At 70.2% G+C, this 25,970-nt stretch carries 19 protein-coding genes; 12 read left to right on the forward strand and 7 right to left on the reverse strand.

The window, feature by feature from the left end; genetic code table 11:
• Nucleotides 1-8 precede the first annotated feature (8 nt).
• The 4 genes from nuoL to recQ all read left to right on the forward strand — a co-directional run bounded on the left by nuoL (nt 9) and on the right by recQ (nt 7,269).
• Entirely contained in the window at nt 9-1,904 is a 1,896-nt protein-coding gene (gene nuoL, locus ACWFRU_RS33870; RefSeq protein ID WP_453691950.1) for an NADH-quinone oxidoreductase subunit L, read from the forward strand.
• Between the two features lie 5 nt (nt 1,905-1,909).
• Nucleotides 1,910-3,481: an NADH-quinone oxidoreductase subunit M gene (locus ACWFRU_RS33875; protein WP_453691951.1), complete on the forward strand. Its 1,572-nt coding sequence runs from the start codon at nt 1,910-1,912 to the stop codon at nt 3,479-3,481.
• Nucleotides 3,478-5,142 (forward strand): NADH-quinone oxidoreductase subunit NuoN, encoded by a 1,665-nt coding sequence (gene nuoN / locus ACWFRU_RS33880; protein WP_453397498.1) that lies wholly within the window; start codon nt 3,478-3,480, stop codon nt 5,140-5,142. The genes ACWFRU_RS33875 and nuoN overlap by 4 nt, the downstream gene beginning before the upstream one ends.
• A gap of 159 nt (nt 5,143-5,301) precedes the next feature.
• Nucleotides 5,302-7,269 carry a DNA helicase RecQ gene (recQ, locus tag ACWFRU_RS33885; protein ID WP_453691952.1) on the forward strand — a complete coding sequence of 656 codons (1,968 nt, stop codon included), beginning with the start codon at nt 5,302-5,304 and terminating at the stop codon, nt 7,267-7,269.
• 96 nt (nt 7,270-7,365) lie between these two features.
• Here recQ and fahA read toward each other — a convergent pair whose 3' ends face one another.
• Complete coding sequence (gene fahA, locus ACWFRU_RS33890) at nt 7,366-8,670, reverse strand: fumarylacetoacetase (protein WP_453691953.1); 1,305 nt, start codon at nt 8,668-8,670, stop codon at nt 7,366-7,368.
• Nucleotides 8,671-8,864: 194 nt separating this feature from the next.
• Here fahA and ACWFRU_RS33895 point away from each other — a divergent pair, with 194 nt between their 5' ends.
• The 3 genes from ACWFRU_RS33895 to ACWFRU_RS33905 all read left to right on the forward strand — a co-directional run bounded on the left by ACWFRU_RS33895 (nt 8,865) and on the right by ACWFRU_RS33905 (nt 12,394).
• Complete coding sequence (locus ACWFRU_RS33895) at nt 8,865-10,130, forward strand: carboxylate--amine ligase (protein WP_453691954.1); 1,266 nt, start codon at nt 8,865-8,867, stop codon at nt 10,128-10,130.
• A gap of 43 nt (nt 10,131-10,173) precedes the next feature.
• Entirely contained in the window at nt 10,174-11,376 is a 1,203-nt protein-coding gene (locus ACWFRU_RS33900) for an FAD-dependent oxidoreductase (RefSeq protein WP_453691955.1), read from the forward strand.
• Between the two features lie 202 nt (nt 11,377-11,578).
• Nucleotides 11,579-12,394: an HAD family hydrolase gene (locus tag ACWFRU_RS33905; protein WP_453691956.1), complete on the forward strand. Its 816-nt coding sequence runs from the start codon at nt 11,579-11,581 to the stop codon at nt 12,392-12,394.
• A 4-nt stretch (nt 12,395-12,398) separates the two neighbouring features.
• Here ACWFRU_RS33905 and ACWFRU_RS33910 read toward each other — a convergent pair whose 3' ends face one another.
• Nucleotides 12,399-14,387 (reverse strand): CocE/NonD family hydrolase, encoded by a 1,989-nt coding sequence (locus ACWFRU_RS33910; protein WP_453692021.1) that lies wholly within the window; start codon nt 14,385-14,387, stop codon nt 12,399-12,401.
• Nucleotides 14,388-14,460: 73 nt separating this feature from the next.
• Nucleotides 14,461-15,966 (reverse strand): peptide MFS transporter, encoded by a 1,506-nt coding sequence (locus ACWFRU_RS33915; RefSeq protein WP_453692022.1) that lies wholly within the window; start codon nt 15,964-15,966, stop codon nt 14,461-14,463.
• A gap of 262 nt (nt 15,967-16,228) precedes the next feature.
• Here ACWFRU_RS33915 and ACWFRU_RS33920 point away from each other — a divergent pair, with 262 nt between their 5' ends.
• From ACWFRU_RS33920 to ACWFRU_RS33940, 5 genes are all read left to right on the forward strand, one after another.
• The gene (locus tag ACWFRU_RS33920; RefSeq protein ID WP_453691957.1) at nt 16,229-17,239 is read left to right on the forward strand and encodes a polyprenyl synthetase family protein; all 1,011 of its coding nucleotides are present in this window, start codon (nt 16,229-16,231) and stop codon (nt 17,237-17,239) included.
• Nucleotides 17,240-17,384: 145 nt separating this feature from the next.
• Complete coding sequence (locus tag ACWFRU_RS33925; RefSeq protein WP_453691958.1) at nt 17,385-18,383, forward strand: CHRD domain-containing protein; 999 nt, start codon at nt 17,385-17,387, stop codon at nt 18,381-18,383.
• A 248-nt stretch (nt 18,384-18,631) separates the two neighbouring features.
• The gene (locus tag ACWFRU_RS33930) at nt 18,632-19,915 is read left to right on the forward strand and encodes a LolA family protein (RefSeq protein WP_453691959.1); all 1,284 of its coding nucleotides are present in this window, start codon (nt 18,632-18,634) and stop codon (nt 19,913-19,915) included.
• Between the two features lie 91 nt (nt 19,916-20,006).
• Nucleotides 20,007-20,972, forward strand: a complete 966-nt coding sequence (locus tag ACWFRU_RS33935) for an ABC transporter ATP-binding protein (RefSeq protein WP_453691960.1) — start codon at nt 20,007-20,009, stop codon at nt 20,970-20,972.
• Complete coding sequence (locus ACWFRU_RS33940; RefSeq protein WP_453691961.1) at nt 20,959-21,870, forward strand: ABC transporter permease; 912 nt, start codon at nt 20,959-20,961, stop codon at nt 21,868-21,870. The genes ACWFRU_RS33935 and ACWFRU_RS33940 overlap by 14 nt, the downstream gene beginning before the upstream one ends.
• Nucleotides 21,871-21,891: 21 nt before the next feature.
• Here the strand turns inward: ACWFRU_RS33940 and ACWFRU_RS33945 are convergent, their stop codons facing one another.
• From ACWFRU_RS33945 to ACWFRU_RS33960, 4 genes are all read right to left on the reverse strand, one after another.
• Nucleotides 21,892-22,485 (reverse strand): flavodoxin family protein, encoded by a 594-nt coding sequence (locus ACWFRU_RS33945; protein WP_453691962.1) that lies wholly within the window; start codon nt 22,483-22,485, stop codon nt 21,892-21,894.
• Between the two features lie 153 nt (nt 22,486-22,638).
• Nucleotides 22,639-23,580, reverse strand: coding sequence for a M28 family metallopeptidase (locus tag ACWFRU_RS33950; protein WP_453691963.1), 942 nt, complete (start codon nt 23,578-23,580; stop codon nt 22,639-22,641).
• Between the two features lie 106 nt (nt 23,581-23,686).
• Nucleotides 23,687-25,297, reverse strand: coding sequence for a hypothetical protein (locus ACWFRU_RS33955; protein ID WP_453691964.1), 1,611 nt, complete (start codon nt 25,295-25,297; stop codon nt 23,687-23,689).
• A gap of 180 nt (nt 25,298-25,477) precedes the next feature.
• Nucleotides 25,478-25,945, reverse strand: a complete 468-nt coding sequence (locus ACWFRU_RS33960; protein WP_453691965.1) for a winged helix-turn-helix transcriptional regulator — start codon at nt 25,943-25,945, stop codon at nt 25,478-25,480.
• Nucleotides 25,946-25,970: the final 25 nt, after the last annotated feature.

A 25,970-nucleotide genomic window follows, 5' to 3' on the forward strand; every position in this document is an offset into this window, starting at 1 on the left:
GCTGAAAAGTGGAGAACCTGATCGCGCTGCTCGTAGCGGCGCCTCTGCTCGGAGCGGCCGTACTGCTGTGCGGCGGGCGGCGGTTGGACCGTGTCGGCCACTGGCTCGGCACGCTGCTCGCGGCCGCCTCCTTCGTCATCGGTGTGATGCTCTTCGCCGACATGCTGGGCAAGGGCGCCGACGAGCGCTCCCTGTCGCAGCACGTGTTCAGCTGGATTCCCGTGGAGGGTTTCCAGGCGGACGTCGCCTTCCAGCTCGACCAGCTGTCGATGACGTTCGTCCTGCTGATCACGGGTGTGGGCACCCTGATCCACATCTACTCCATCGGGTACATGGAGCACGACGAGCGGCGCCGCCGCTTCTTCGGCTATCTGAACCTGTTCCTCGCGGCGATGCTCATCCTCGTCCTCGCCGACAACTACCTGCTCCTGTACGTCGGATGGGAGGGCGTCGGCCTCGCCTCGTACCTCCTGATCGGCTTCTGGCAGCACAAGCCCAGTGCGGCCACCGCCGCGAAGAAGGCCTTCCTGGTCAACAGGGTCGGCGACATGGGCCTGTCGATCGCCATCATGCTGATGTTCACCACCTTCGGGACGTTCGCCTTCGGGCCCGTCATGGAGGCCACGGGTGAGACGTCGGAGGGCAAGCTGACGGCCATTGGCCTGATGCTGCTGCTCGCGGCGTGCGGCAAGTCGGCCCAGGTGCCGCTGCAGTCCTGGCTCGGCGACGCGATGGAGGGCCCGACCCCGGTCTCGGCCCTGATCCACGCGGCGACGATGGTGACCGCCGGCGTGTACTTGATCGTCCGCTCCGGCGCGATCTTCAACGGCGCCCCGGACGCGCAGCTCGTCGTCACCGTCGTGGGCGCGGTCACGCTCCTCTTCGGTGCGATCGTCGGTTGCGCGAAGGACGACATCAAGAAGGCCCTCGCCGGGTCGACGATGTCCCAGATCGGGTACATGATCCTGGCCGCGGGCCTCGGCCCCATCGGCTACGTCTTCGCGATCATGCACCTGGTGACGCACGGCTTCTTCAAGGCCGGGCTCTTCCTCGGGGCCGGTTCGGTCATGCACGGCATGAACGACGAGGTCGACATGCGGAAGTACGGCGGCCTGCGGAAGTACATGCCGGTCACCTTCGTCACCTTCGGGCTCGGCTATCTGGCGATCATCGGCTTCCCCGGTCTGTCCGGCTTCTTCTCCAAGGACAAGATCATCGAGGCGGCGTTCGCCAAGGGCGGCACGGAGGGCTGGATCCTCGGCTCGGTCGCGCTGCTCGGCGCCGCGATCACCGCGTTCTACATGACGCGCGTGATGATCATGACGTTCTTCGGCGAGAAGCGCTGGCAGCCGGACGCGGAGGGCAACGAACCGCATCCGCACGAGTCGCCCAGGTCCATGACGATCCCGATGATCGTGCTGGCCTTCGGGTCGGTCTTCGCGGGTGGGTTCTTCAGCATCGGCGACCGCTTCATGCACTGGCTTGAGCCGGTCACCCGCCACGACCACGGCCACTCTCCGCTGAGCGCCGCCACGGTCACGGGCGCCACCATGGTGGTCCTGCTCATCGGTGTGGGCCTCGCCTACTTCCAGTACGGCCGCCGTCCCGTCCCGGTCACCGCCCCGCGCGGTTCGGTGCTCACCCGGGCGGCCCGGCGCGACCTCCTCCAGGACGACTTCAACCACGTCGTCCTGGTCCGCGGCGGAGAGCACCTCACCCGCTCCCTGGTCTACGTCGACCACACCCTGGTCGACGGAGTCGTCAACGGCACGGCGGCCTCGGTCGGCGGGCTCTCCGGGCGGCTGCGCAAGATGCAGAACGGCTATGCCCGCTCCTACGCGGTCTCGATGTTCGGCGGCGTTGCGGTACTCATCGCCGCGACCCTGCTGATGAGGGCGGTCTGATACCGATGTCCTTTCCTCTGCTGACAGCGACGGCGGCCCTGCCCGCGATCGGGGCGATCGCCACGGCGGCCGTCCCGGCCGCCCGGCGGACCGCCGCCAAGTGGCTCGCGCTGCTCGTGTCGCTCGCCACGCTCGCGCTCGCCGTGACCGTGCTCGTGCGGTTCGACCCCGACGGGGCCCGCTATCAACTCACCGAGTCCCGCTCGTGGATCGCGGAATTCGGGGTGCGGTACGAACTGGGCGTGGACGGCATCGGTGTCGCCCTCATCGCCCTGACCGCGCTCCTGATGCCCTTCATCATCCTGGCGGGCTGGCATGACGCCGATCCCCTGGAGACGAAGTCCTCGCGCTGGCGCCCGACTCAAGGCTTCTTCGCCCTGATCCTGGCCGTCGAGGCGATGGTGATCCTCTCCTTCGAGGCCACCGACGTCTTCCTCTTCTACATCTTCTTCGAAGCCATGCTCATCCCGATGTACTTCCTCATCGGCGGCTTCGGGGACCGTGCCCACGCGGGCAGCGACGAGAAGGCGTCGGCGCAGCGCTCGTACGCCGCGGTGAAGTTCCTTCTCTACAACCTCGTCGGCGGCCTGATCATGCTGGCCGCGGTCATCGGGCTCTATGTGGTGGCGGGGAACTTCTCGCTCCAGGAGATCACCGAGGCGCGGGCCAACGGCACCCTGGAGATGGCGACCAGCACCGAGCGGTGGCTGTTCCTCGGCTTCTTCTTCGCCTTCGCGGTGAAGGCCCCGCTGTGGCCGCTGCACACCTGGCTGCCGAACGCGATGGGCGAGTCCACGGCGCCCGTCGCCGTACTGATCACGGCAGTCGTCGACAAGGTCGGCACGTTCGCGATGCTGCGTTTCTGCCTCGGGCTCTTCCCCGAGGCGAGCAAGTGGGCGACGCCGGTCATCCTCGTGCTCGCGCTGGTCAGCATCGTCTACGGCGCACTGCTCGCGGTCGGCCAGCGCGACATCAAGCGCCTGGTGGCGTACGCGTCGATCTCGCACTTCGGGTTCATCATTCTCGGCATCTTCGCGATGACCTCGCAGGGCCAGTCCGGCGCGACGCTCTACATGGTCAACCACGGGCTCTCGACCGCGGCCCTGATGCTGGTGGCCGGCTTCCTGATCTCGCGGCGCGGTTCGCGGCTCATCGCGGACTACGGAGGGGTGCAGAAGGTCGCGCCGGTGCTCGCCGGCACGTTCCTGATCGGTGGTCTCGCGACGCTCTCGCTGCCGGGCCTCGCGCCGTTCGTGAGTGAGTTCCTGGTCCTGGTCGGCGCGTTCGCGCGCTATCCCGTGGTCGGGATCATCGCCACCATCGGCATCGTGCTCGCCGCGCTCTACACCCTCGTCCTCTACCAGCGGACGATGACGGGCCCGGTGAAGCCGGAGGTCTCCGCCATGCCGGACCTGCGGGTGCGTGAACTCCTGGTCGTCACACCGCTGATCGCGCTCCTGATCGGCCTCGGTGTCTACCCGAAGCCGCTCACCGACCTGGTCAACCCGGCGGTCAAGCACACCATGTCCGACGTACAGCAGAAGGACCCGAAGCCCGACGTGGAGGCGGCCAAGTGAGCGCATCGGCTGTCCACAGCCTGTGGACAATGGCGTCGGCCGCGGCGCCCCAGGATCAGATCGACAAGATCGACACTCCCACGATCGAGTACGGGCAGCTGTCACCGACGTTGATCGTCATCGGCGCGGCGGTGCTCGGGATCCTCATCGAGGCCTTCGTGCCGCGCAAGTCCCGTTACTACGCGCAGGTGTTCGTGGCGGTCGTCGCCCTCACCGCGGCCTTCGCCGCGGTCGTCGGACTCGCGGCCACCGGGTACGGCACGACGAAGGCCAAGATCGCGGCGATGGGCGCGATCGCGGTCGACGGACCCGCGCTCTTCCTCCAGGGCACGATCCTCCTGGCGGGACTCGTCGCGATCTTCACCTTCGCCGAGCGGCGGCTCGACCCGGTGGCGCACGGCAAGCGCGTGGACTCGTTCGCCGCGCAAGCCGGGTCGACGCCGGGCAGCGAAGGGGAAAAGGCCGCCACGAAGGCAGGGTTCACCACCACCGAGGTGTTCCCGCTCGCGCTCTTCGCGATCGGCGGGATGCTCGTCTTCCCGTCGGCGAACGACCTCCTGACGCTCTTCATCGCCCTTGAGGTCTTCTCGCTGCCGCTCTACCTGCTGTGCGCGCTCGCCCGCCGCAAGCGCCTGATGTCGCAGGAAGCCGCCGTCAAGTACTTCCTGCTCGGCTCGTTCTCCTCGGCGTTCCTGCTCTTCGGGATCGCCCTGCTCTACGGGTACGCGGGCTCGGTGTCGTACGGCACGATCGCCAAGGTCATCGACGGCAGCGTCCAGGAGGTCAATCCCGCGCTCGCCGACACCATGGGCAACGACGCGCTGCTCCTGATCGGTGCCGCGATGATCGTCATGGGCCTGCTCTTCAAGGTCGGCGCGGTGCCGTTCCACATGTGGACCCCGGACGTGTACGAAGGCGCGCCCACCCCGGTCACCGGCTTCATGGCCGCGGCGACGAAGGTGGCCGCCTTCGGCGCGCTGCTCCGGCTCCTGTACGTGGTGCTGCCGGGCCTTCGCTGGGACTGGCGGCCCGTGATGTGGGGCGTCGTGATCCTCACGATGCTGGCCGGCGCGATCGTCGCGATCACCCAGACGGACATCAAGCGGCTGCTCGCGTACTCCTCGATCGCCCACGCGGGGTTCATCCTCGCCGGTGTCATCGCCATGACGCCGGACGGCATCTCGTCGGTCCTCTTCTACCTGGGGGCCTACTCCTTCGTGACGATCGGCGCGTTCGCGGTGGTCACGCTGGTGCGGGACGCGGGCGGCGAGGCCACGCACCTGTCGAAGTGGGCGGGGCTCGGCCGGCGCTCGCCGCTGGTCGCGGCGGTCTTCGCGGTGTTCCTGCTCGCCTTCGCCGGCATTCCGCTGACCTCCGGGTTCTCCGGGAAGTTCGCGGTGTTCAAGGCGGCCGCGGAGGGTGGTGCGGGCGCGCTGGTCGTGGTCGGTGTGATCTCGTCCGCGATCGCGGCGTTCTTCTACATCCGCGTGATCGTGCTCATGTTCTTCAGCGAGCCGAAGGCGGACGGCCCGACGGTCGCCGTGCCCTCGCCGCTGACCATGACCGCGATCGGCGTGGGTGTCGCGGTGACGCTGGTCCTGGGCGTGGCCCCGCAGTACTTCCTGGATCTGGCGAACCAGGCGGGGGTCTTCGTCCGGTAGCTCGCCTGTTCCCTTCACCGCCGCCCGGCACCCCGTCCGACAGGGGTGCCGGGCGGCGGCCTGTGGATAACTTCCCGAGGTGTCGGTCCGGAGCCCTATCGTGGAGTCTGTGGTCGAAGCGCGACGTACGGGGGCAGGGCGATGGATGGGAACGATGGCATGAGTGAGGTGGCCGTAGCGGGCACGGTGGCGGAGAGCGGCGCGGTGGCGGAGAGTGACGCGCTGCGGACGCTGCACCGCGTCTTCGGGTATGACGCGTTCCGCGGTGAGCAGGAAGCGATCATCGACCACGTGGTCGCGGGCGGGGACTCCGTCGTGCTGATGCCCACCGGCGGCGGCAAGTCGCTCTGCTATCAGATCCCGGCCCTGGTGCGGCCCGGCACCGGCGTCGTCATCTCCCCCCTCATCGCGCTCATGCAGGACCAGGTGGACGCGCTGCGGGCACTCGGCGTGCGGGCCGGGTTCATCAACTCCACGCAGGACTTCGACGAGCGGCGCGTGATGGAGGCCGAGTTCCTCGCGGGGGAACTCGACGTGCTGTATCTGGCGCCGGAGCGGCTGCGCCTGGAGGGGACGCTCGACCTGCTCTCCCGCGCCAAGATCTCCGTCTTCGCGATCGACGAGGCGCACTGCGTCGCGCAGTGGGGCCACGACTTCCGCCCGGACTATCTGGCGCTCTCCCTCCTCGGCGAGCGCTGGCCGGACGTGCCGCGGATCGCGCTCACGGCGACGGCGACGCACGCCACGCACCGGGAGATCACCGAGCGGCTCGGCATGCCGGACGCCAAGCACTTCGTGGCGAGCTTCGACCGGCCCAACATCCAGTACCGCATCGTGCCGAAGGCCGAGCCGAAGAAGCAGCTCCTGGCCTTCCTCAAGGAGGAGCACCCGGGCGACGCGGGCATCGTCTACTGCCTCTCGCGCAATTCGGTGGAGAAGACCGCCGAGTTCCTGTGCCGCAACGGCATCGAGGCCGTTCCGTACCACGCGGGTCTCGACGGCGGGACGCGCGCCGCCCATCAGTCCCGCTTCCTGCGCGAGGAGGGCCTGGTCGTCTGCGCCACGATCGCCTTCGGCATGGGCATCGACAAGCCGGACGTCCGGTTCGTCGCCCACCTCGACCTGCCGAAGTCGGTCGAGGGGTACTACCAGGAGACGGGCCGCGCGGGCCGCGACGGACTGCCCTCCACGGCCTGGATGGCGTACGGGCTGCAGGACGTCGTCCAGCAGCGGAAGATGATCCAGGGCAGCGAGGGCGACGAGGCGTTCCGCCGCCGGGCGGCCTCGCATCTGGACTCGATGCTGGCCCTGTGCGAGACGGCCCAGTGCCGCAGGGCCCAACTCCTCACGTACTTCGGCCAGGACGCGGACGCCCCGTCCTGCGGCAACTGCGACACGTGCCTGACGCCCCCGGAGACCTGGGACGGCACGGTCCCGGCCCAGAAGGTCCTCTCCACGATCGTGCGGCTCCAGCGCGAGCGCGGCCAGAAGTTCGGCGCGGGCCAGATCATCGACATCCTGCTCGGCAAGAAGACCGCCAAGGTCATCCAGTTCGACCACGACCAGCTCTCGGTCTTCGGTATCGGCGAGGAGCTCGCGGAGGCCGAATGGCGGGGCGTGGTGCGGCAGTTGCTGGCCCAGGGGCTGCTCGCGGTCGAGGGGGAGTACGGCACGCTGGTCCTGACCGAGGAGAGCGGTTCCGTCCTCGGCCGGGAGCGGGAGGTGCGGTTGCGCAAGGAGCCGAAGCGGCCGGCCGCGGCGAAGGGCGCGAAGGGGGAGCGCAAGGCGAAGGCCGCGGCGGCGGTCGCCGAACTGCCTCAGGAAGCGGTGCCGGTGTTCGAGGCGCTGCGGGCATGGCGCGGCGCGCAGGCCAAGGAGCTGGGCCTCCCGGCGTACGTGATCTTCCATGACGCCACGCTGCGGGAGATCGCCACGCTGCGTCCGTCGTCCCTGGCGGAGCTCGGCGGCATCAGCGGCCTCGGCGAGAAGAAACTGGCGACGTACGGAGAGGGAGTGCTGGGGGTCCTGGCGGAGCTCGGGGGAGCGGCGGCTCCGGGGGCTCCGCAGACTACAGAGCCCCCGGAGCCCCCGGAGGAGGAGTGGCCGGAGCCCCCGGAGGACTTCTGACCAGCCGAGCAGGGAGCGCCCCGCAGGGGCGCGGGGCTCTGACATTTGCGGCTCCGCCGCGTGGGCGCGACCAGCCAAGACGGCGCAGCAGACGACCTAACGGGCCGGGGCGACCCTGCCAGAGACCTCGCCCAGGCCAACCCGCGTCCCGTCCGGCCCCGGGGCCCACGCCGTCAGCGTGACCTCGTCGCCGTCCTCGAGGAACGTCCGCTTCCCGTCCGGGAGGACAAGAGCGTCGCGGCCGTTCCAGGTGATCTCGATGAGGGAGCCGTACTGCCCCTCGGAGGGACCGCTCACGGTGCCCGAGCCGTACAGGTCGCCCGTGCGCAGGGACGCGCCGTTCGCCGTCATGTGGGCCAGCTGCTGGGCGGCCGTCCAGTAGACGGTGGAGAAGGGCGGCTCGGAGATGACGTGGCCGTTCAGGGCCACGGTGATGCGCAGGTCGTAGCCGCCGGGTTCGTCGGCGACGGACTCCGCCGAGTCGTCCAGGTAGGGCAGGAGTTCATGCGTGCGCTCCGGAGGGGCGACCCGCGCCGCGTCCAGGGCCTCGAGGGGAGTGATCCACGCAGAGACCGAGGTGGCGAAGGACTTGCCGAGGAACGGTCCGAGCGGGACGTACTCCCACGCCTGGATGTCGCGCGCCGACCAGTCGTTGAGGAGGGTCAGCCCGAAGACGTGCTCACGGAAGTCCGCGAGCGGCACCGGCGTGCCCAGCTCCGACGGCGTACCCACGACGAAGCCGACCTCGGCCTCGATGTCGAGACGGACGGAGGGCCCGAAGACCGGGGCCGTCTCCGCGGGAGCCTTGCGCTGCCCCGAGGGGCGTACCACCTCGGTGCCGGAGACCACAACGGTGCCGGACCGGCCGTGGTAACCGATGGGGAGGTGCTTCCAGTTGGGGGTCAGCGGGGACGGTGCGTCCGGACGGAAGATCTGCCCCAGGTGTGACGCGTGGTGCTCGGAGGCGTAGAAATCCACGTAGTCCGCGACCTCGAAGGGGAGGTGCAGCGTGACCTCGGACAGGGGGTACATGAGGGGGCGCACGACTTCGCGGTGCGCCGGGATCGTGACCCAGGCCGTGAGCGCGCGCCGCACATCCGACCAGGCCGTGCGGCCCGCGGCGAGCAGCGGGTTGAGCGTGGGCCGGGCGAGCAGCGAGACATAGGGCGAGCCGAGCGCCGCGGCCGCCGCACCCGCGTCCAGGACGTGATCGCCGAGCCGTACGCCGACGCGGCGCTCTCCGGCTGCGGACGCGCCCTCGGGGCCTGTGGCCAGGGAGAACACGCCGTACGGGAGATTGTGCGGCCCGAAGGGATCACCCTCCGCGAGAGCGAAGGGGTCGCCTACGGAGTGGGCGGAAGGGTCGCTCCCTGCCGGATCGAGCGGGGTGTGCTCGGACATGCGTACCTGCCTCGCTTTCCATATGGGTGTGCCACACGTTACGTGGGAACCCTCGGTTGGGGCAGTGTCTAAAGAGTTCGCAATGTCCGAATAAATCTTGCTGGAGTGGTCAGTTCCGGCTTAGCGTCCTTTGGGGGGACGCGGACGGGGTGGGTCCGGGTCATACGGAGGGACACGTGGGGGGACCCGTGGCCATGAGGAATGACAGCCTGCCCTTCGCGGTGGACCGTGAGGTGCCCGGCCTGATCGTGAAGTTCGGCAACTATCCGTTGCACCACGGCGGCGTGGGCGCGATCCGCAGCCTCGGAAGGCTCGGCGTGCCCATGTACGCGATCACGGAGGACCGTTACACGCCGGCGGCGGCCTCCCGCCATCTGACCGGCGCTTTTCCCTGGCCGACCACCGGGGTGGAGGAGCCGCGGCGGCTCGTCGAGGGGATGCTGCGCATCGCGCGCCGGATCGGCAGACCCACGGTCCTGATCCCGACCGACGAGGAAGCGGCCGTCCTCATCGCCGAGCACCAGGAGCCGTTGGCCGCCGCGGGGTTCCTCTTCCCGCGCGTGGAGCCGGGGTTGCCCCGCCGCCTCGCCAGCAAGCAGGGCCTGCACGAGCTGTGCGTGGAGCACGGCATCGCCTCGCCCGCCGCGTCCTTCCCCGAGAGTTACGGAGACGTGGCGGAGTTCGCCGCCGGGGCGACCTTCCCGGTGGTCGCCAAGAACCGCGAGGCGTTCACGCGCCGCTCCAGACCCGCGGTGAACGGGACGACGCGCATAGCGACCCCGGAGGGCCTGCTCTGCCTCGCCCGTGGCTGGGGCGAGCGGCCCGGGGTGATCCTCCAGGAGTATCTGCCGCGGGAGCAGGCCGAGGACTGGATCGTGCACGCGTACTTCGACGCGGACTCGGCGCCGCGCGCGATGTTCACGGGCGTCAAGGTGCGCTCCTGGCCGCCGCACGCGGGAATGACGGCGCATGCGTACGTCGTCGACAATCCGGAACTCGCGGACCTCGCCGCTCGTTTCATCAAACAGATCGGCTTCACCGGCGTCATCGACCTCGACCTCCGCTTCGACCGGCGGGACGGTCAGTACAAACTGCTCGACTTCAACCCCCGTATGGGTGCGCAATTCCGGCTCTTCGAGAGCGAGTCCGGGATCGATGTGGTCCGCGCCATGCATCTGCACCTGACGGGGCGCCCGGTTCCCAAGGGGGAACAGCGCGCCGGGCACCGGTATGTCGTGGAGAACATCGACCTGCCCGCCCTCCTCGCCTACCGCCGCAGCGGCTACACGACCCCGCACGCGCCCCCACGCGCGAACGGCACGGAACTGGCGTGGCTGGCGGCGGACGACATGAAGCCGTTCTTCACGATGCTCGCGCGTTTCGTGCGGCCCGGGGCGAAGCATCTCTACCAACTGTGGCGGACCAACCGCCGCGGCAGCAGTTCATCACCCACGAAGTAGGCACACGGCACACGCGGCAAGTGACGTCCTGGGGAGGGACTTCGTGATCCATCCGGTAGCAGTGATCGGGGCGGGGCCGTTCGGCCTGTCCACCGCGGCCCATCTGCGGGCCCGCGGGATTCCGGTACGGGTCTTCGGTGACCCGATGGTGAGCTGGCGGGCGCACATGCCCGCGGGCATGCTCCTGAAATCGACCCCCGTGGCCTCGAACATCGACGCGCCGCAGCGCGGCCACACCCTCGTCGACTACTGCGAGGCGGCGGGCATTCCGCGTCTGGTCACCGACGAGGACATCATCCCGATCGAGACCTTCGTCGCCTACGGGGAGTGGTTCAAGGAGAGACTCGTGCCCGACCTGGAGCAGGTGCGGGTGGTCTCGGTGGACCGCAAGGGCACGGCGGGTTTCGACCTGAAGCTGGACTCCGGCGAGCAGTTCACGGCCCGCGCGGTCGTGGTCGCGAGCGGACTCTCGGGGCTCGCGCAACTGCCGCCCGCGCTCGCCGCCGCCGTACCGGACGGCCCCTCTGCCACCGGGCCCGTGTCACACAGCTCGCAGCACAGCGACCTGTCGCGGTTCGCGGGGCGTGAGCTGCTCGTGGTCGGCGCGGGGCAGTCGGCCCTGGAGACGGCCGCGCTGGCGGCCGAAGCGGGCGCGAGCGTCAAGGTGGTGGCGCGCGGCAGGGGGTCGGTGGCCTTCGGGGCGCCTCCGTGGGAGCAGCCGAAGCTGCGCCCCGAGTCGCCGTTCGGCCGCGCCTGGTCGCTGTACGCGATCAGTTACTACCCCCACCCCTACCGCTACCTGCCCCCGCAGGCCCGCCACTACCTGGTCCGCCGCATTCTCGGACCGCTGGGAGCGTGGTGGCTGCGGGAGCGCTTCGAGGGCAAGGTCGAGAAGCGCGAGGTCCGTCGCGTCATGTCGGCGGACGTCCGGGAGGGCAGCCCCGTCCTGCGGGTGGAGACCCTGGGCGGCCGTATCCGCGAACTCTCCGCCGACCATGTCATCGCGGCGACGGGCTACCGCGTCGACGTCGCCGCGATGGACTTCCTGGGCCCCGCACTGCGCGCCCGTCTCGCCACGAGCCGAGGCACCCCGAAACTGGGCGCGGGCTATGTCTCGTCGGTCCCGGGCCTGTACTTCACCGGGCTTCCGGCGGCGGCGTCGTACGGCCCGGTGATGCGCTTCGTGTGCGGGACGGAGTTCGCCTCGCCGCGGTTGGTGGGGCACTTGGCGTCGGCACACAGGTGAGGGGCGCGGCCCGGGAAGGGCACGCCGTCTCCCACGCGTGATTTCCGGGCCAAGTCATACCGTAGGGACGGGTCCAGGGGACACGTCCCGGTGAATCCTGTGAGCCTCCTGTGAGCGCCGGTTGTGCGACCAGCGCACTTCGCGCGTCACAGCTCTTGTGACGTTGCTATCGGCAGCGCCCGGGATCCGTATTCTCTGGATCATGGCTGCACCCCTCGCATATTCACTCATCGCCACTGACCTGGACGGGACGCTGCTGCGCGGCGACGACACCGTCTCCGACCGGTCGTTGGCCGCGCTGTCCGCGACGGCCGGGGCGGGGGCGCACCACCTGGTGGTGACCGGCCGGCCCGCGCCCCGGGTGAAGCCGCTCCTCGACGATCTGGGCGGCGGTGGCCTCGCCGTCTGCGGCCAGGGGGCGCAGTTGTACGACGCCGGGGCCGATCGCATGATCTGGTCCGTGACGCTCGACCGTGAGCTGGCCGAGGCCGCGCTCGGGAAGATCGAGGCGGAGGTCGGGCAGGTCTACGCCGCCGTCGACCAGGACGGTGTGGACGGGCTCACCCTCATCGAGCCGGGGTATCTGATGCCGCACCCCACCTTGCCCGCCGTGCGCGTGCACAAGCGTGACGCGCTCTGGTCCGAGCCCATCAGCAAGGTGCTCCTGCGCCATCCCGAGCTGAGCGACGATGAGTTGGCCGCCGTCGCCCGCGATGCCGTCGGGCCCCTCGCCACCGTCACCATGTCGGGGCCCGGCACCGTCGAGCTCCAGCCGCGCGGGGTGACCAAGGCGACGGGGCTCGCCCTGGCCGCCGAGCGGCTCGGGATGACCGCCGAGGACACCCTCGCCTTCGGGGACATGCCCAATGACGTGCCGATGTTCGTCTGGGCGGCCCGTGGCGTCGCCATGGCCAACGCCCACCCCGACCTCAAGTCCGCGGCCGACGAGGTGACTTCGTCCAATGAGGACGACGGGGTGGCCGTCGTGCTCGAGCGGTTGCTCGCCGCCCGGAAGTAGGGCGCTAGCCCGCCGTCCTCGGGATCCGCTTCTCCCACGTCCGGTGGAAGACGACCTCGTCCCCCTCCTTGCACACCACCTCGTTCGACGTGATGAAGTCCGCCGCGTCGCACGTGATCTCGGAGCGGGAGGTGATCGACACGTCCCAGGCCAGCTCGGGGCGGTGCAGCCGGATGAACCAGTCGGAGCGGGTACGGGCGGAGAGCGGGTCGGACTGGTTGATCGTGTACGCCTCCACCGCGTCCTCGGTGAATTCGAGGCCGTCCGGGTAGACCCGCGTACCGCCGTAGCGCGGGTCCACCTCCAGGCGCCACTCGCCCTTCGCCACATCGCGTACGACCAGGCGCTCGGGACGCGGCTCGTCGAGTGTCGCCGGGTACATCACCCCTAGGGGCTCCGACTGCTCCGGAGCGGCGAACGTGATGAAGGGGTCCAAGTCGCCCTGGCGTACGGGGAGTTCCAGGGCGCTGCCCGCCGGGTCCAGGACGAAGCCCGCCGAGTCCGCCTGCGGCCAGATCCACGGCCAGTACGCGGACGAGACCGCGAGCCTGATCTTGTGGCCGGGCGGGAAGGTGTGGCCGATCGCGTTCAGTTCGAAGGTGACGTCCTGTGTCTCTCCCACCGGCCATGGGTCCACCCTGTCCCGGCCGTTGCGGGCGGAGAGGTTCAGCACGCCTCGCGTGACCAGGGTCGACGAACCGTCCGGTGCCACGTCGCAGACCCGCGCGATCGCCTGCCCGGCCGGGGTGTCCATGGTCAGGCGCAGCTTCACCTTGGGGCGGCCCAGGATGCGTACGGCCGAGGGGACCTCGAACTCGAAGCACGCCGACTTCGCGTCCTCGTCCCGCTGGTCCGGCGGGAGGTCCGCGTCGTTGCCGAAGGGGAAGTAGCGGCCCGCGTCCAGGCCCGTGTGCTGGGGGGAGTTCACGATCACCGGGGCGCCCTGGAGGGCGTACGGGGTCGGGGTGACGTTCGGCGAGGGCCAGGAGGGGTCGCCGACCCAGCCGCCCGGCAGCTCGGCGTACACCGTCGCCGGCGGGTGCGAGTCGCTGATCCAGGAGCGCAGCTTCGGCTCCGCCATGATGCCCGTGTCGATGCCCTTGAGGTGGTGGTCCCACCAGCGCAGCGTCTCCTGGAGGAAGCCGATCGCGGGACCCGGCGGCAGGCCCCGGTCGGGGTACTGGTGCGACCACGGGCCGATCAATCCCCTTACGTCTCCCGGCAGATGCTCGACCAGACGCAGGACCGTGTCCCGGTAGGGGTCGTGGAAGCCGCCCACCGCGAGCACCGCCGCGCCGATCGCGGAGTAGTCCTCGCAGACGCTGCCGTGCTGCCAGTACTCGTCCCGGGTCTGGTGGTCGAGCCAGGTGTGGATGAAGGGGTCCACGGCTTCGAGGCGGCTCAGCCACATCTCCCGCCAGCGGTCGCCGACGAACAGCGGGTCCGGGGGCCGGGAGACGAAGGCGAGCATCGTCGCCGCCCACGCGTGCATGTCCACCGCGAGGACGGAACCACCCATGTAGTGCACGTCGTTGTCATAGCGGTCGTCCGCGGAGCAGACCGTGACGACCGCCTTGAGCGGCTCGGGCGCGAGGGCCGCGATCTGGAGGGAGTTGAAGCCGCCCCAGGAGATGCCGAACATGCCGACCTTGCCCGTGCACCAGGGCTGCTCGGCGAGCCAGTTGACGACCTCGACCCCGTCGGCGAGCTCGACCGGGGAGTACTCGTCGGTCGGCATGCCCTCCGAGTTGCCGTGCCCCCGCACGTCCACGCGCACGGAGGCGTAGCCATGGCCCGCGTACCAGGGGTGGCGCTGGAAGTCGCGGGGCGCCGTCCAGTCGCTCAGCCGGTAGGGGAGGTACTCCAGGAGCGCGGGGACGGGTTCGTCCGTCACCGGGCGCCAGATGCGCGCGTACAGCTTGGTCCCGTCCGGGAGGGGTACCTGGACGTCTTCGCGGGTGGTCTCGTACGGGAAGGACTGGCGAATCTGCATGGTCTGCATGGGGGGAACCTCTGTGTCCTCTGTGGCCTCGGTGTCCTCTGTGGCCTGTGTGTCCTCGGTGTCCTCAGTGGACGGGGTGCATGGTGCGGCGCAGCCATGGGGCGAGCAGGATGACGGCCACACCGGCGGCCACCGCGATCGCGCCGTTCACGCCGAAGTACGCCGGGTTGGAGACCTCTCCGTACACCTTCACGACCTGCGCCTGGATGCCGTTGGCGAGGGCGAGCGAGAGGAACCAGAGGGCCATGGTCTGGCTGGCGAAGGCCCGCGGTGCGAGTTTCGTCGTCGCCGACATGCCCGAGGTCTCCACGAGGATGTCGCCGAGGCCGAGCAGCAGATACGAGCCGACGATCCACCAGACCGCCATCTTGTACGTGTCGTCGCCGTGCCCGGAGGTGGGGAGCACCATCAGCAGGAACGACAGGCCGCCCAGGATCACGCCGAACGCGATCTTGTTGGAGGCGTGCGGCTGGCGGTGACCCATCCGCGCCCAGACCGCGGCGACGACGGGGGCGAGGGCGACCTCGAAGGCGCCGAGCGCGGAGGCGTACCAGCTCGCGGGGAAGGTGAAGCCGAGGATCGACGTCTCGGCGTTCGTCGACGCGAGCAGGATCATCGTCGAGTAGGCCTGGAAGAGGATGAAGTTGAAGACGACCGAGGCGAGGAAGAGCACCACGTACGGCCTGAGACGGCCGCGCTCCTTGGGCGTCACCCGTGGGCTGCGGAACATGACCGCGAAGTAGACGATCGGCGCGATCACCGAGATGACGGTGAGCAGGTCGACGAAGCGGTCCATCGTGAGCCAGCCGGCGGCGGCGAGCACACCCGCGAGGGCGGCGAACGCGACGGCGCCCACGACGATCAGGAGGACCGCGCGGCGCATCGCGTCCGTGGGGAGCGCGAATTCCGCCGACGCCTTGCGCCCGGCGAGGTGGCGGCGCCCGAGCACGTACTGGACCAGGCCGAACGTCATGCCGATCGCGGCCGCCGAGAAGCCCCAGTGCCAGCCCTTGTGATCGCCGAGCCAGCCGGTGATCAGCGGGCCCGCGAAGGCGCCGATGTTGATGCCCATGTAGTACAGCGCGAAGCCCGCGTCGCGCCGGTCGTCGTCGGTGCGGTAGAGCTTGCCGACCATCGAGGCGACGTTCGGCTTGAGCAGGCCGGTGCCCGCGCTGATCAGACCGAGGCCGACCCAGGTCATCGTCGCCGTCGGGACGGCCATCGAGTAGTGGCCGCAGGCGATGAGGATGCCGCCCCACAGGACCGCGCGGTACGAGCCGAGGATGCGGTCGGCGAGCCAGCCGCCGGCCACCGAGACGAGATAGACGAGTGTTCCGTACGCCGCCGACACCGAGGCGGCGGTCCCGGGATCCATGCCCATTCCGTCGTTCGCGACCGAGTCCGCGAAGTACAGGACGAGGATGGCCTGCATGCCGAGGAACGAGAAACGCTCCCAGACCTCGAGCCCCGAGAGGGTGAGAAGTCCGCGCGGCTGCCCGAAGAAGGCGTGGTCGTCACCGGGCGGCGGCTCCGTCGACGGCTCCGCGGGCGGTTCGATGTCGGGCTCGATGCGGGACAAAGGTTCTGCTCCCGTTGGTTCTGGGGCGTATCAGCTGATCAAGAACATACCGGCGGTCATCGCACGCCGCCTGGGCGGCATTGCACAGGCGGGTGCCCACTGTGATCGAAAGGCGACCGGATACGCTGACTTGTGCGATGGCAGCGACACATCGACAAACCGTGTCATCGATCCCGTCATCGCGCGAAGATCGACCGAGTGATGATCGACCGAGTGACCGACTTGTGATCGTCAGCAGACAGGAGAACCCCTCGTGACCGTCGTCGGGCCCTTCGGCCTCAGCGTGCGGGACCAGGCTCTCGAAGCCGATGTCCAGGCCGGATTGGCGGCCGTCGAGGAAGGTCTGCTCGACGCCACCAAAAGCGGGGTCCCCTTCATCACGGAGGCCGCGCAGCATCTGGTGCGCGCGGGCGGCAAGCGGTTCAGGCCGCTCCTCGTGATGCTCGCCGCGCAGTTCGGCGATCCGTACGCGCCGGGCGTCGTGCCCTCCGCCGTCGTCGTCGAGCTGACGCACCTCGCGACGCTCTACCACGACGACGTGATGGACGAGGCGGACGTGCGCCGCGGCGTCGAGAGCGCCAACCAGCGCTGGGGCAACTCCGTCGCCGTCCTCACGGGTGATTTCCTCTTCGCCCGCGCCTCGTACATCCTGGCCGACCTCGGCCCGGACGCCGTCCGCATCCAGGCGGAGGCGTTCGAGCGCCTGGTCACCGGTCAGATCCTGGAGACGGCGGGGCCCACCGAGGGCCGCGACCCGATCGACCACTACCTGGACGTGCTCGGCGGCAAGACCGGCTCGCTCGTCGCCGTGGCGTGCCGTTTCGGCGCCATGATGTCCGGCGCCGACGAGACCGTCGTGGACGTCCTGACCCAGTACGGGGAGCGGCTCGGCGTCGCCTTCCAGCTCGCCGACGACGTACTGGACATCGCCTCCGACTCGCACGAGTCCGGCAAGACTCCGGGCACAGACCTCCGCGAGGGCATCCCCACCCTTCCGGTCCTGCGCCTGCGTGAGCGGGTGGAGAAGCTCGGGCTCCCCGAGGACATCGCCCTGTCGGAGCTCCTGGACTCGGACCTGACGGACGACGCGCGGCACGCCGAGGCGCTGGCCCGGCTGCGGGCCCACCCGGCCCTGGAGCAGGCGCGCAAGGACACCGTGCGGTTCGCGGAGGAGGCGCGGGACACGCTCGCGCCGCTGCGGGACTGCGACGCGAAGACGTCCCTCGTCGAGCTCTGCGATCTGGTCGTGCACCGGGCGGGCTGAGCCTGTCGCCGTGGCGCGATGTGCGTGACCTAGGTCACACTCTCTGGTCGGTCCTGGATTGAGTCCAGGATCGGATTCAATCCGTACCTATGCCCGGAAGTCGACGCAGTGGGGCGTCGGCTCAGGTACGGGGAGATTTCTGACCATGGGTACTTTTGGTACGTCCGGCATGTTCGCGCACCGCCGCCGGGCTCTGCTCGCCGCCGGTGTGGCCGTCGCCGCCGCGGGAGGCGTGGCGGTCGCGGCACCGTCCGCGGGGGCGCACGACGGGGGCACGGGCCACGGCAGCAGCGGCGCGAGCACGAGCGCCAGCACCGGCAGCGGGGGAGCCGTCTTCGTGGCGAGCATGAACGGCGCGAACGAGGTGCCCGTGCAGGGCGGCCCCGCGGTGGGCGACAAGGACGGCCGGGCGCTCGAATTCGTCCAGGTCAAGGGCGACAAGGTGTCGGTCAGCGTCAAGTGGCGCGGCACGGACAAGCCGACCGCCCTCCACGTCCACCAGGGCGCCAAGGGCACCAACGGCGGTGTCAAGATCGACTTCACCGGGCTGCTCGGCAAGAGCAAGGGCCATCGCGTGACGGGCACGGTCAAGGTCCACGACGCGGCGCTGCTGCGGCAGTTGAAGGCCGACCCGAACAGCTTCTACGCCAACCTGCACACCGCCGAGTTCCCCGGCGGCGCGGTCCGCGGCCAGCTCCACAAGGTGACCACGGACTTCGACTTCCGTGACGCGGCGGCCAACTTCCAGGCCCCGGTGCTCAAGGGCAAGCAGATCTACGAGTGCAAGAAGGCCGAGGACGGTTCCGGCAAGTTCGCCTTCGCGCAGCGCGACGTGCGCGCGAGGCTCGGCGGGGGCATCGCGCACGACTTCGTCGCCCCCAACTCGGGCACCCCGCGCTGGACCGCCCCCGACCGCAGCCAGGTCACCGGCAAGCTGATCTCCAGGACCCCGAACGGCGAGAAGAACATCCCCGAACTCGACCTGGCGGCCACGCAGACGGGCAAGCCGCGCGGGCTGCTCGCCGGCACCGCGGAGATCCTGCGCCTGAACACGGTGGGCGGGGTCGCGCCCGCGGGTGACTGCGAGAAGGGCGCCATCGCGGAGGTCCCGTACAAGGCGGATTACGTCTTCGTGCAGCGCTGACCCCTGAGTGTTCGGCGGCGCTTCCCCTACTGGTCGGGGGAGGCGCCGCCGCTTTTTGTCATCCCACAGCAGTACGTGGAGTTGCTCCCGGGGTCTGACGCTTCTCGCTGGCCGATTTGGTCGTATGGAGACAAGCAAGGTCCGGCAAGAACAACCACTCCTGACCTGTTCGGGTGAGAATGGCGGCGAGGAGTGGACGCACGCACGTACTGGGAAGGCCGCCGCCGACCACGGAGGTAGGGCACACAATGGCACCGTACGAACCGGAGCAGAACACCAGCGAGAGCGGGGAGCTGCGCGCGGGCCGTCGCAAGGCGGCGCGTTACGTGGTCCCCGTCGCGGTGGCGGGGGTGGCGGCGGCGACCATCGGGCTCGTCCCGGCGCTCGCCACGTCGGGCGACCCCAAGCTGCCCGACGTCACCGCCCAGGAACTCATCGAGAAGATCGCCGCGTCGGACACGGAGCAGCTCTCGGGCACTGTAAAGATCAGCACCGACCTCGGCCTGCCGTCCTTCGGCGGCGACATGGCCGGCGGCTTCGCCCCGGGCGGCGGCTCGGGCGGCGGCGAGGGCGGCGGCGAGGGCGGGGACGGCGAGGGCTCGGCCGCCGACCCGCAGGCGAAGCTGATGGAGCTGGCGACCGGCACGCACACGCTGCGCGTCGCCGCCGACGGCCCCGACAAGCAGAAGCTGTCGATCCTGGACGACGCCGCCGAGTACAGCCTGATCCACAACGGCGACGACGTGTGGGCGTACGACAGCAAGTCGAACGAGGCGTACCACTCCAAGTCGCCGGGCAAGGCCGGGGACTCCGGCAAGGGTTCCGACAAGGACTCCGGTGCGAAGGACCTCCCCGAGGATGTCCCCTCCACGCCCAAGGAGCTGGCCGAGGAAGCGCTGAAGGCGGCCGACGACACGACGTCGGTGAAGGTGGACGGCACCGCGCAGGTGGCCGGCCGCGACGCCTACCGCCTGGTCATCAAGCCCAAGCAGTCCGGCTCGACGATCGGCCAGATCACGGTCGCCGTGGACTCCGAGACCGGCACGCCGCTGAAGTTCACCCTCACCCCGTCCGGTGGCGGCAGCGCGGTCGTCGACGCGGGCTTCACCAAGGTCGACTTCGGCAAGCCGGCCGCCTCGACCTTCGACTTCACGCCGCCCAAGGGCGCGAAGGTCACGGAGGGGGACGACGCCGCCGAGGAGCACGGCTTCAAGGACGGCGGCAAGGAGTTCAAGGGCGACAAGGGCATGGAGGGCCTGAACGGACTGAACGTCATCGGCAAGGGCTGGAACTCCATCGCCGAGCTCGAACTGCCGGGCGGCCAGGGCCTCCCGACGGGTGCCTCCGGCGACGTCCCGCCGGACGCGCAGAACTTCCTCGACTCGCTCGGCGACAAGGTGTCGGGCGACTTCGGTGAGGGCACGGTCTTCAAGACGCGTCTGATCAACGCCCTCATCACCGAGGACGGCAAGGTCTACGCGGGCGCGGTCACCAAGGAAGCGCTGGTGAAGGCGGCGAACGCGGCCAAGTAGCGTGCTGCGGCAAGGCGATTGAGCGGCGGGTCCGAGGTGCCGGGCAGGTGCCTCGGACCCGCCGTCACGACTTCGAGCGGGGGAGGGCGAGGTGCCGGGCAGCAGCGGCGGTGCGGCGGAGAGTGTCATCGAGACGTCCGGGCTGACCAAGCGCTACGGCAAGCAGCTCGCCGTGGACCGGCTGAGCCTCACCGTCCCCGCCGGAAGTGTCTTCGGGTTCCTCGGGCCGAACGGCTCGGGCAAGACGACCACCATCCGGATGCTCATGGGCCTGATCGAGCCGACTTCCGGCCAGGCCAGCGTCCTTGGCCGCCCGATGCCGCGCGAGGTCCGCGCCGTGCTCCCGCACGTGGGCGCGCTCATCGAGGGCCCCGCGCTCTACGGCTTCCTCTCCGGCCGCGACAATCTCCTGCGGTTCGACGCCGCCGACCCGACCGCCGATCCGCGCACCCGCCGTGCCCGTGCCGACTCCGCCCTGGACCGGGTGGGGCTGACGGCTGCCGCGGGCAAGAAGGCGAAGGCGTACTCGCTCGGGATGAAGCAGCGCCTCGGTCTCGCCGCCGCGCTGCTCCAGCCGCGCAGGCTCCTCGTGCTCGACGAGCCGACCAACGGCCTCGATCCGCAGGGCATGCGCGAGATCCGGGCGCTGGTAAGGGAATTGGCGTCGGAGGGCACGACGGTGTTCCTCTCCTCGCACCTCCTGGACGAGATCGAGCAGGTCTGCACGCATGCCGCGGTGATGGCGCAGGGCCGTCTGATCACCCAGGGCCCCGTCGCCGAACTCGCCGCGGGTGCGCGCGGGCGCCTGGTCGTCACGACGCCGGACACGGGCGACGCGGTGCGCGTCCTGAAGGAACTCGGCGTGACGGATCTCGTCGTGACGGAGGACCGCGTGACGGGCGAACCGCCGGGCACGGAGAGCGGCACGGACCTCGCCGAGCTGAACGCCGCGTTGGTCGGTGCGGGCGTACGAGTGCGGGGATTCGGCGTCGAACGGGCCTCGCTGGAGGACGCGTTCGTGGCGCTGACGGGGGAGGGCTTCGATGTCGCGGGCTGAGATCGACGGCGTACGGGACGACGCACCAGTGGCGATGGGCCCACCGAAGGTGCGGCGGATCTGGACCTTCGGGATCTTCCGCAGCGAGCTCGGCATCACCTTCCGCCGCTGGCGGACCCTCGCACTGCTCGGCGTGCTCGCCGCCGTACCGATCCTCGTGGGCGTCGCCGTCAAGATCGAGACCAGCGACGGCTCGACGCTCGGCGGGGGCGGCGGCGAGGCGGGGGGCCCGGCGTTCATCGCACAGGTCACCAACAACGGCCTGTTCCTGGTCTTCACCGCGCTCGCCGCGACCCTCCCCTTCTTCCTGCCCATGGCGGTCGGTGTCGTCGCGGGCGACTCCATCGCGGGCGAGTCCAGCGCGGGGACGCTGCGCTATCTGCTCGTCGCCCCGGCGGGACGGACGCGCCTGCTGCTCGCCAAGTACGCGACAGCGATGACGTTCTGCCTGGTCGCGACCCTCGTCGTGGCCCTCTCCGCGCTCGCCGTCGGGGCGCTGCTCTTCCCGCTCGGCGAGGTCACCACGATCTCCGGCACCCGGATCGGCTTCGGCGAAGGGCTGCTGCGGGCCCTGCTCATCGCCCTCGTGGTCGCCGCGTCACTGATCGGGGTGGCGGCGCTCGGTCTCTTCGTGTCGACGCTGACCAGCAGCGGCATCGCGGCGATGGCGACGACGGTCGGCCTGCTGATCACCATCCAGATCCTCGACCAGATCCCCCAACTGCACGCCATCCAGCCGTACTTCTTCTCGCACTACTGGCTGTCCTTCGCGGATCTGATGCGCGAGCCCGTCTACTGGGACGAGCTGGTCAAGAACCTCGGCCTCCAGGGCCTGTACGCGGCCCTGTTCGGCTCGGCGGCGTGGGCGAGGTTCGGGGCGAAGGACATCACGGCGTAAGGCCGCCGGCCGTTCGGGACATCAGCTCTCGTACGGGTAGCGGGCGAGCGGCGGCTCCTGCGCGAAGAACGTCTTGGCGCGGGCGAGGGCCTCGGTGTCGTCGAGCACGTTGCCCGGCCTCGATCCGTTGCCGAGCAGGACGCCGCCGAAGTGCAGCGGGAAGAAGGCGGCCACGTGGTTCAGCGTGCCGATCAGCGGGTCCGCGACCTCCTCCTCGCGGTGGGCGAGCGCCGTCACGCCCCACAAGGTGCGGCCCTTCATGGTGTTCTTGAAGTCGACCTCCGGGACCTCGAGCCACGCGTCCCAGTAGTCGAGGTAGCGCTTGGTGGTGGCCGAGAGGGAGTACCAGTACAGGGGCGACACGATGACGATGTCCGTGGCGTCGAGGGTGGCGTCCAGGAGCAGCGCCTCGTTGTCGCCGGAGGGCCGGGGGCGGGCACGCGGGCGTGTGCTGTCGTGGCGCAGGTCCTCGAAGTCGGGCAGCGGGTGGTCGGCGAGGTTCAGCCAGCGCTGCTCGACGTCGGCCGGGAGCTGTTCGGCTGCCTTGCGGGCCAATGTCTCCGTGTTGCCGTCGGGGCGGGCGCTGCCGAGGACGAAGAGGAACGTGCGGGTCATGGTGGGCCCCCTGGGAGTGTGGCGTGGCGGCGCACGGTCGCGAGGACCGTGCAATTACCTGCGCCTGCACTATATGCACGCGCAGGTAATTGCGTCCAGGGGAACTCGGGCTGCGAGCTCGGACTGTGGGGCCGAGCCGAGCCGGGCCAGGCGCTAAGCGGACAGCCCCCACACCGCGTACGCCACCGCGTCACTGTTGTGGTTGAGCGCGGTCCCGTCGATGTTCGACTCCGTGTCGCAGGCGGAGTGGTAGCACTTGTCGAACGGCTCACCGGCCGTGCCGCCCCAGTTCTGGGCCTGCTCGGCGGTCTTCTTGTAGTCGGCGCCGCTGAACAGTCCGCCGACCGGGACGCCCGCGTCCTTGAACGGCGCGTGGTCGGAGCGGCCGTCGCCCTCCTCGTCCGGCTCCGTGGCGAGGTCGAGGCCGCCGTAGAAGTCCTTGAAGGTCTTCTCGATGGTGGGGTCGTCGTCGTAGACGAAGTAGCCCGGGTTCGGGGAGCCGATCATGTCGAAGTTCAGATAGCCCTTGATCTTCGAGCGCTCGCCCGCGGGCAGCTTGTCGACGTAGTGCGAGGAGCCGACGAGCCCCAGCTCCTCGGCGCCCCACCAGGCGAACCGCAGGTGCTTGGCCGGCTTGTACTGCTCGCGCGCCACGGTGAGCGCGGTCTCCAGGATCGCGGCCGAACCGGAGCCGTTGTCGTTGATGCCGGGGCCCGAGTCGACGCTGTCGAGGTGCGAGCCCGCCATGACGACCTGGTCGGCGTCGCCGCCGGGCCAGTCCGCGATCAGGTTGTAGCCGGTTTTGCCGTTGGAGGTGAACTCCTGGAGCGAGGTGGTGAATCCGGCCTCGTCCAGCTTGCCCTTCACGTAGTCGATCGAGGCCTTGTAGCCCGCACTGCCGTGGGCGCGGTTGCCGCCGTTGGACGAGGCGATGTTCTGCAGCTGCGAGAGGTGGCCCTGGACGTTGGCCACGGAGATGTCGGGGGCTGCCGCTGTGGGGGCGGGGGCCGCGGAGGACATCGCGTTGGTGGTGAGGAGTCCGGTGACGGCTATGACGGCGGCTGCCGCGGCGCGTCCGGGTACGGAGAGCTTCATGTGGGGGGCTCCGTGTTCTGTTGGTTCGTTGCGTGGGGGTACGCCAATTCCGTTCGCCATCCACGGAATTGGCGTGCCTGATGGTGCGGGTGAGCTTGACCGTGCGTCAAGAGCGCATATCGGTCGCCGTGTTCCGCAGGGCGGTCGTGGGCGGCGGCACGAGCACGGTCCAGCCGGGGGCGTAGGTGTCCGGCACGGGGTGCCGCCGCCAGTCGCGGGCCCAGTGCGGGGGCTGTTTCTCGCGCAGGATCAGGGCCGCGGGCCGGCGCCGGTCGTCCGGCCGGGCGGCCGAGCACCCGGAGACGTACGCGATGGGGATCACCGAAGTGCTGCCCTTCAGGACGCACGGAGCGCGCACCCCGTGCTCGTGCAGGACGCCGGTGACGCGCACCCAGTCGCCGCGTGCGCCGGCTTGGATACGGGCGTTGCCGAGGGCGAGCGGGAGCTGGATTCCCAGGTGGGCGACGAGGGCGGCCGCGAGGACGACGGTGACGGCGCGTCGCGCCCGGCCGAGGAGGGCGAGGAGCCCGAAGGCCGCGGGGACGGCGAGGAGGGCGTGGGCCGGGAGGAGGAAACGGGGGGCGCCATAGGGGACGAGGAGGAGATAGGGCAGGGCGACAGACACGGCGACGACCACGGCCAGCCGGAGCGCGGGGCGCAGGGCCTGTGGGGCGGCGCGGGGGGCCTCCGCCTCCGATCCAGCCCCCGCCTCCGATCCAGCCCCCGCCTCCGATCCAGCCCCCGTCTCCGCCCCCGCCCCTGCCCCCGATCTTTTCGTGGCCCACAGTCCGGCGGCCACGAGTACGGGCAGGAGGAGCCACCACCCCGCGGCCACGATCCTGAGCTGGTCGGCGGTGCACGGGCGGCAGAGCAGAGGACCGTCCAGGGCGGTGAACTGGGCCTCGACGGCGGCCAGGGGGCGCAGCCCGCCCTGCACGTCGCTCGCCGCGACAAGCCGTTCGCGTACGCCGCCGAAGCGGACGTACGCCTCGACGGCCCACGGCAGCAGCCCGGCCAGGACACCGCCCATGACGGCGAGGGCGCGCCCCCTTGTCCGCCAGGCGGGCACGAGCAGGGCGGCGGCGAGCAGCGGGACGGCGACGGCGGCACCGTCGTTCGGGCGCATCAGGGCGGCCAGGGCGAGCCCCGCCGCGATCCCGGCGTGGGCGAGACGTCCGGGGCGGGCCCCGAGGAACAGTCCGACCGCGGCCGTGGCGCCCATGGCGGTGTAGTGGTTCGGCATCGCGGCGTTCGCGTAGAACAGCGCGAACCAGAGGCTTCCGTAGAGTCCGGCGGCCACGCCGACCACGCCGGGCCGCCCCGCGATGACGCGCAGCCAGGGCCTGAAGCCCAGGTAGAGGGCGGCGGTCGAGAGCAGCGTCAGCCAGACCCTGAGCAGGACGGTCGAGTCGCTCCAGGCCGCGACGGGAGAGATGAGCAGGGGTACGCCACGGGTACGGGGAGCGCTGAAGGGGGTGGCGGGCTCGTACGGCGGGAAGCGGCTCGCGTAGACGATCTCGTCCCAGCCGAGGGAGAGGGTGAGGGGGACGAGAGCGAGGGAGAGGGCGGCGTAGGCGAGGCAGGCGGCGAGGAGGGGGAGGTCGTCGCGGCCGGAGAGACGGCGCCGGAAGCGGTTGACGGGGAGGCGGCCGGGCGAGGGGGCCGCTCCCGGGTCGGGTGCGAGCCGGGCAGCGGTCCGGGGCGCGCGCTCGGGCACGAGGGTCTCGACCTCCCGCCAGGCTCGGTCAGGCCATGTCGCTTTCGATCACTTCTGTTCCCTTATGGGGAAGGTAGCGACGATGGCGCCCGAATCGCAGGAGGTGGGGCCGACGTATTTCGCCCACTGCCGCGAGAGGCCCGGGCTCGGCCGTCCCTGTCTCGGTCGGCCGTCCCAGTCTCAGTCGGTCGTCCCAGGAGCCTCGGATCCGGCCCGCGCGTCGTAGGCCGACCGCGCCGCGGCGACCTCGCCCTGGTGCTGCTCCGTCCAGGTCACCAGGGCCTGGATGGTGTGGTGCAAGGTGCCGCCCAGGGGCGTGAGTTCGTACTCGACCCGTGGCGGCACCACCGGATACACCGTGCGCTTGACCAGGCCGTCGCGCTCCAGCTGGCGCAGCGTCACGGTCAGCATGCGCTGGCTGATGCCGTCGATCTCCCGGCGCAGCTCGGTGAAGCGGAGCTTGCGGTGCTCCAGGAGGGCGATGGTGAGCAGCGACCACTTGTCGGCGACGCGGTCCAGGATCTGCCGGACCTGGCAGTCCTCGCGGGTGTCCCACTGAAAGGGGTCGGCGTCTCCGTAATCGCCCCCGGCATCCACGCTCACGGTGCCTCCGCGGTGACTCGGTGACTTTGAAGTGCCTTCTTCCATACCTGCCGATGGTGCCGCAGGCTTC

This window comes from Streptomyces sp. NPDC055099 (assembly GCF_053607685.1).

What these genes read in the sequence shown, in the direction of transcription:
- ACWFRU_RS33940 (WP_453691961.1), top strand. Translation starts at nt 20,959, where the DNA reads ATGTCGCGGGCTGAGATCGACGGCGTACGGGACGACGCACCAGTGGCG.
- ACWFRU_RS33945 (WP_453691962.1), bottom strand. Translation starts at nt 22,485, where the DNA reads ATGACCCGCACGTTCCTCTTCGTCCTCGGCAGCGCCCGCCCCGACGGC.
- ACWFRU_RS33960 (WP_453691965.1), bottom strand. Translation starts at nt 25,945, where the DNA reads ATGGAAGAAGGCACTTCAAAGTCACCGAGTCACCGCGGAGGCACCGTG.
- ACWFRU_RS33875 (WP_453691951.1), top strand. Translation starts at nt 1,910, where the DNA reads ATGTCCTTTCCTCTGCTGACAGCGACGGCGGCCCTGCCCGCGATCGGG.
- ACWFRU_RS33930 (WP_453691959.1), top strand. Translation starts at nt 18,632, where the DNA reads ATGGCACCGTACGAACCGGAGCAGAACACCAGCGAGAGCGGGGAGCTG.
- ACWFRU_RS33895 (WP_453691954.1), top strand. Translation starts at nt 8,865, where the DNA reads ATGAGGAATGACAGCCTGCCCTTCGCGGTGGACCGTGAGGTGCCCGGC.
- ACWFRU_RS33925 (WP_453691958.1), top strand. Translation starts at nt 17,385, where the DNA reads ATGGGTACTTTTGGTACGTCCGGCATGTTCGCGCACCGCCGCCGGGCT.
- recQ (WP_453691952.1), top strand. Translation starts at nt 5,302, where the DNA reads ATGAGTGAGGTGGCCGTAGCGGGCACGGTGGCGGAGAGCGGCGCGGTG.
- ACWFRU_RS33910 (WP_453692021.1), bottom strand. Translation starts at nt 14,387, where the DNA reads ATGCAGATTCGCCAGTCCTTCCCGTACGAGACCACCCGCGAAGACGTC.
- ACWFRU_RS33905 (WP_453691956.1), top strand. Translation starts at nt 11,579, where the DNA reads ATGGCTGCACCCCTCGCATATTCACTCATCGCCACTGACCTGGACGGG.
- ACWFRU_RS33950 (WP_453691963.1), bottom strand. Translation starts at nt 23,580, where the DNA reads ATGAAGCTCTCCGTACCCGGACGCGCCGCGGCAGCCGCCGTCATAGCC.
- fahA (WP_453691953.1), bottom strand. Translation starts at nt 8,670, where the DNA reads ATGTCCGAGCACACCCCGCTCGATCCGGCAGGGAGCGACCCTTCCGCC.